Source organism: Acidiplasma aeolicum, assembly GCF_001402945.1.
Classification (GTDB): Archaea; Thermoplasmatota; Thermoplasmata; order Thermoplasmatales; family Thermoplasmataceae; genus Acidiplasma; species Acidiplasma aeolicum.
This window is the reverse complement of record NZ_LKBG01000290.1, coordinates 1-6141: the sequence shown is the minus strand read 5'-3', so window position 1 is coordinate 6141 and position 6141 is coordinate 1. Positions and strand designations below refer to the sequence as shown.

Annotated in this window: 5 protein-coding genes; all 5 read right to left on the bottom strand. The window is 39.9% G+C overall.

Annotation, left to right across the window (positions count from 1 at the left end):
• Window positions 1-848, bottom strand: an 848-nt coding sequence (locus AOG54_RS09305; RefSeq protein WP_156324240.1) for an amidohydrolase family protein, incomplete at its 3' end; no start/stop codon positions are given.
• Entirely contained in the window at window positions 841-2031 is a 1191-nt protein-coding gene (locus AOG54_RS09300; RefSeq protein ID WP_055032646.1) for an amidohydrolase family protein, read from the bottom strand. The genes AOG54_RS09305 and AOG54_RS09300, both read right to left, overlap by 8 nt.
• Window positions 2028-3662 (bottom strand): cytosine permease, encoded by a 1635-nt coding sequence (locus AOG54_RS09295; protein WP_055032645.1) that lies wholly within the window; start codon window positions 3660-3662, stop codon window positions 2028-2030. The genes AOG54_RS09300 and AOG54_RS09295 overlap by 4 nt, the downstream gene beginning before the upstream one ends.
• An 8-nt stretch (window positions 3663-3670) precedes the next feature.
• A complete protein-coding gene (locus AOG54_RS09290; protein ID WP_054964510.1) occupies window positions 3671-5293 on the bottom strand; it encodes a cytosine permease in 1623 nt (540 codons plus the stop codon).
• On the bottom strand, window positions 5290-6141 hold an 852-nt coding region (locus tag AOG54_RS09285), incomplete at its 5' end, for a carbon-nitrogen hydrolase family protein (RefSeq protein ID WP_055032644.1). The genes AOG54_RS09290 and AOG54_RS09285, both read right to left, overlap by 4 nt.

Sequence of the window (6141 nt, the reverse complement as noted above, 5' to 3'; positions counted from 1 at the left end):
CTGTAACCGTATTCCCCCTCAAGAACAGAATAATCATATGTCAGATAATTCGGTGTTGTTTCATTATAGAACTTATACCCCTTCTTTCTGTACTCCCTAAAAATATCTACAGATTCATATGTTGACGTGTGAACCATGTAGAGTGTTACATCCCTGCCTATCATGGATGCTATTGCCGCTATTCTGTTTGCCGCCTCTATTTCAACTATTTCCGGCCTTGAAAAATAGTGATAAACCGGATCTATTTTTCCATCCGCAAGAAGCTCCTCTGTTCTTTTATCAACTATTGCGCCGTTCTCAGCATGTATTGCGGTAACACCACCGTGCCTTGCTATCTCCTTTATGGCATCATACAATGACTCATCATCAAGCAGAAGCTCGTTTTTGTATGCCATAAATAATTTAAATGATATAACGCCACGGTCTATTAATGGCTTTACAGCATCAAGTGATGTTTTATCACCTGATCTAAGTATGCAGTGCAGTGAATAATCAGAGACTACCTTTGGATCAGCCTTTTTTCTCCATCTTTCATATGCATCCAGTGGATTTTCCCCCTTGGATGGTGTAATAAAATCCACTATTGTTGTAACTCCACCACCCAGGGCCGCCATGGTGCCATAATAAAAATCGTCGGCGGTTACCTCTGACATGAATGGAAAGTCCATATGCGTGTGACCATCTATAAGCCCTGGAAGAATTAGTTTTCCTGAGGCATCGATGACCTCATCAGCCTTTTCATTAATATCACCTATTTTGCTTACCTTGCCATCCCTAATATAAAGATCCTTTTTTACCATGCCTGAGGGCAGGCAAATATTTCCATTTTTTATTAATAAATCATTCATTCCTATCACCTTTTATAATTTTTCCCTTCCTTATTACAATCCTTGGGGATCTGAACTGAAGGAATTCCACAGGATTTTTTGATTCTGTGATTATAAAATCACCCTGATCACCATTTGAATACCCATAATTTTTAATGCCAAAGGCCCGTGCCGCATTGAATGTAACCATGTTTAGTGAATAATTAAGTAATTCTGGGGTCATTAATGGCTCGGCATGTACGGCCATGAAAAGTGCATCCAGAGGGTCCCCGGTGCCAAGCGGATACCATGGATCCTCAATGCAATCCTGACCTATAACAACATTAACATTATTTTCAATCATCTGGCGTATCCTTGTAATTCCCCTTATTCTTGGATATGAATCATACCTACCCTGCAGGTTCATATTAATTAATGGATTTGATATAACATTAACACCGGCCAGTGATATGAGCTTAATAATTTTATTTCCATACTGGTTATTGTATGAATGCATTGCAGTGAGATGCCCGGCAGAAACTGTACCATTAAAATTTCTTTTTATTTTTTCAGTGCAAAGATACTCGATAAACCTTGATTCAGGATCGTCTGTCTCATCAATATGGCCGTCTATATTTTTTTGATATTTTTCTGCAAGGTCAAAGGCAGTTTTAACAGACCTGATGCCATCCTCATATGTATTTTCGAGATGCGGTGCAAGCCCAACATTATCAGCACCCATTTCCAGTGATTTTTCCAGCAGCTCAATGTTTTGTTTTTCTGTATAAATTCCATGCTGTGGAAATGCTGTTACCTGAATATCAACATCATTAACCTCTTTTTTTATCTTTAAAATTTCCTTTAATGCTGTTAATTCAGGATCGGATACATCAACATTGGTTCTTATTCTTGTTACGCCGTTTTTGGCCAGAAGCCTGATTGCATTTATTACCCTGCTGTGGACATCCTCTGCATTAAGTTTATGAAGCTTATAATCATCCCAGAGTTTTATCCCCTCCTCAAGGGTACCGCTTTTATTTATAATGCCAGATCTTGATATAAATGCAGAATCCAGATGAATATGCAGTTCTGAAAAGCTTGGTATTACAAGATGTTTTTGGGCATCAATGATCTCACCATCCCCATATTCTGATACCATTCCATTGGATATATTGATATCCATTAATTTTCCCTCAGGATATGTCAATGCATTTTTTATAATCATTTTTCTGCACCCTCAAAGATATTTTTGGTATCATCTGCTATATATCCATGAAGTAAGCCTCCCCTTAACTCTGGCTGATATTTTGGTATAACCCAGTATTTCATAAGTATAATATATACAAAACCAGATATTAGAATTGTTGATATCCACGATGCCTGATAAATCCAGGACTGGTATGGGTAAAGATAAAAGCTTACAGGAAGGTATGTTGATGGTGGATACACAAGGAATATTGCAATCACAAATGCTATAATTGCTGCAGGGTTAAACCCGCGCCAGTACCTAAATCTGCCATTTGGCATGAACACATCTGATATTTCGAATTTAAACCTCCTTATGATAACATAGTCAAATATTAATACACCCTCCACTGCGCCAAGTATTGCACCGTATCCAAGAAGCCAGTTTTCAACATACGCACCTGCACTGAAGTAAAAACTCCATGACTGAAGCGATGCGGCTATTGCAACAACTATTAAAACACCACCAAACCATGGAATAAGCTTTGGATAAATATTTGAAAAATCATATCCTGGACCTACAGTATCTGCATATATATTTACCATTAAGACACCAAGAAGCAGCAGGAAAAGCGTTATGTATGCAAGGTCCGGTGGAAGCGAGATTGTAGTCAGCAGAATTGGGTCGTATATTGGTGTTTTATATTTTATAATGCTTATTCCAGCGGTGAGAAGCGCCATGGCGCCAATTCCAAGCATCATGATTGGAAGTGTTAGCTGGCCATAAATCTGGGATTTCTGTGATCTTGCATATCTTGTATAATCAGGCATGCTTATTGCCATGGTTGCCCAGAATGCTATGTTTGCATTAATTAATCCAATCATTGCATACCAGAATGCATATCCAGAAACAGTGGTGCCTATTTTAAAAATGGGTGAAAAATTCCAGGAAACACTCTGGGCATCGATGTAAAATAGGATTATAAAACCAAGAAATGCAATAAATGGAACAATCCATGAAATTTTTTTAAGCAGGGTCTGACCGCTTTTTGGTGGTGATAAATAAAGTATTGCAAGCCTTACCAGTATGGTGGCTATAAATACACCCCAGAAAAGGTCAGGATTAATGGTTGATATGGTGAACGGTGTTGCATTTCCTGATGCAACCAGACTTAGAAGCTCGGGTTTGAGTCCTGAGTATATTATATACATGCCGGAAACGCTTTCGGTAATAATCCATGTATCTATACCCCACCATCCTGCACCAATAAGACCCCTTACAAATGATGGCACCCATGTCCCATAAGTTCCCCACCTGCTCCTTGTCAATGATGTTTCAGGCATGCCGTACTTTGCACCTCCATGTGCTATGATTAAAATCGGTACCAAAACAGCAGCATTACCTATAAACACTGCCATCAGGGACCAGAACCAATTAAACCCGAAATCAAAGCCCACCGATACAAGGCTCCATGATTCAACCTCCACCGCCATGCCAAACCATATTGCAAAAAATGTCCATGATCCCCATGTTCTATTCCTTTCAGCCGTGGGCTGGAAATCCTGATTCCATAAATATTTATTGTCAGGATATGTGGTTTTTAAGTCCACATATCCATTTTTTGGATCAACAGAGATAATATCCTGTCTCCATGAGGATTCTTCTCTCATTGATGCACCTATTTTTTGCCGGATGATGCGGCCATCTTTGCATCAAAAAGACTCTGCGTTTCCGGGTCAACATATCCTGATTTAAGGCTTCCAATCTGATTCTTACCGTACTTTGGTATAACCCAGAAGGCGTTAAGCAGCAGATCAAGAATTCCGGCTATAAAGAATGCGGTGATCCATGAATTATCGTATAACAGCTGGAATATATAGGCCTTTGAGATTCCCCAGGGATATACATATGTTATAATAACAGCCACGGTGCCTGATATTAGCGCTGCCGGATTAAAGCCATGCAGGAATGTGTATATTCCATCGTACCTGAATAAATCCCTTATGTTTAATTTGAAATGCCTTAATATTGCGTAATCGAACACAATTATGCCCTCAACCATGCCCAGAAGTGCACCATATGCAAGAAGCCATCCATCAACATATGTGTAAACGCTTGTACTGTATGCTGTATATGCACCAAGAAGTACACTGATTATTACACCTATGACAATGCCCCTGAACCATGTTAATCTTTTTGGATATGTATTGGCTATATCATATCCCGGTGCTATGGAGTTTGCAAACACATTTACAGAGAATGTTCCAATAATCACTGCAATTAGCAGCGGTATTGAAAAGTATGATGGAAAGTACAGTGCCATTAATTCAAGCGGGTCATAGTTAAAGAAGCCTGCTGAACTTGAAACATGGAGCCAGCCTGCACTGATTGATGCACCTGCACCAAGAAGGGCCATGGCACCAACGGCCATCATAATAAACGGCATGGGTATCTGGCCCACGGTTTGTGAAAACTGTGACTTTGCATATTTTGTATAATCAGGCATGCTCACCGCCATGGTTGCCCAGTATGCAACATTTGAATTTATAAATGCAAGCTGGACTATTAGTGGTGCTCCCGCCTTATTATATGTTGTTATAGGTGTAAAATTAAATTTTCCGGCAGACATGAATAAATAGAACATTATGACAAAGCTTACCACCATTATTGGTGCTGCAATTTTTGCCATAATTCTAAGCGGATTCTGCCCCTTTACCGGTGGCGATATGTAAAAAATTATCAGCTGTGTGATTATGACTATAACGAATATTGTCCAGAATACTGTTGGAAAATACTTTGGCAGTGTTCCCGGACCAACATAGGCTACCAGCGTTTTAAGGGATGATGCCTTTGCACTCACAAGATAAATATATGTTGCCGCCTCGGCTATTATAAATGATTCAATGCCCCACCACCCCATGGATATTACGCTTCTTATCCATGATGGTATCTGCGCACCATAGATTCCCCACCTGCTTCTGGTAAGCTGTGGTTCTGCAGCACCGTACCTCGCACCGCCATGGGACTGTATTATTGTTGGTATTAAAATAATTAAATTGCCAAGAAACATATATATAATAACCTGAGTCCAGCTCAGGCCCAGGGCAAGGCCAACCGTGGCGAGCGTCCATGTTGGGACTATAACTGCCATTGCAAACCAGAGGCTTGTAAATGATGCCGCACCCCATTTTCTTAAATCCTTTGGCACAGGATTAAAATCAGGATTCCAGAGATAGTCATTGATCTTATTTTCCTTATCAAGGAAAACCTGGCCGTTGTCTATCTCTATTTTATCGGTCATTTATCATCACCCATAACATCCTTTTCATAATATATGTTGCCGATATCATTATCGACCAGATCTTTATATGCTATGACCTTTCTGTCAGCAAGGAATGGTGCCTTTTCCCTCCTCTGTTTGATTAGGTCTATATTTACATCCGCAACCTTTACACCTTCTTTATCAGACATCTGTGCAATTATTTCACCTGATGGACCGGCAATAAGGCTCCTTCCAAGATATTTGATTTTTTGGCCGTTAAATTCCTCCTCTGTTCTGTTAACACCCACCACAAAGATTGTGTTAAACGCCGCATGTGCCCTTAACTCCAGTTCCCATGTTTCAGGGTAAAAATTTGTTGTTGTTGGAACAAAAACAATATCGGCACCCTTCAATGACAGTATTCTTGGGCCCTCCTGGAAATGCCTGTCATAGCATATAACAGACCCTATTTTGTAGCCGTCCTGCTGGAATACAGGGTATCCGCTTCCAGGATGGAAATAATATTTCTCATAGTACCCATTTAACTGTGGAAGGTGAATCTTTCTGTACTTTCCCATGACATTTCCATCCTTGCCAATAAATATAGCTGTATCATAGAATATCCCTCTAACAACCTTATCCTCCTCGAAAATTGTTGGTATTAATGAAACCTTGTGCTCCCTTGCATATTTTCTAAAAATCTGTACTGTTTCACCATCGTCCCTTTCAGCATACTCAAAGTATTTCATATTCTCCTCTGCAGGGAAATACGGTGTTGTGAAAAGTTCATTGTAAACGACTATATCAGCGCCCTGCGATACAGCCTCATCGGTGTATGATATTGCCTTCTCTATGTTCTCCTGCTTTTCTGGAACAGATCCCATCTG

Bases quoted from the DNA above. Each gene is read 5' to 3' on its own strand.
- AOG54_RS09300 (WP_055032646.1), bottom strand. From the start codon at position 2,031: ATGATTATAAAAAATGCATTGACATATCCTGAGGGAAAATTAATGGAT.
- AOG54_RS09295 (WP_055032645.1), bottom strand. From the start codon at position 3,662: ATGAGAGAAGAATCCTCATGGAGACAGGATATTATCTCTGTTGATCCA.
- AOG54_RS09290 (WP_054964510.1), bottom strand. From the start codon at position 5,293: ATGACCGATAAAATAGAGATAGACAACGGCCAGGTTTTCCTTGATAAG.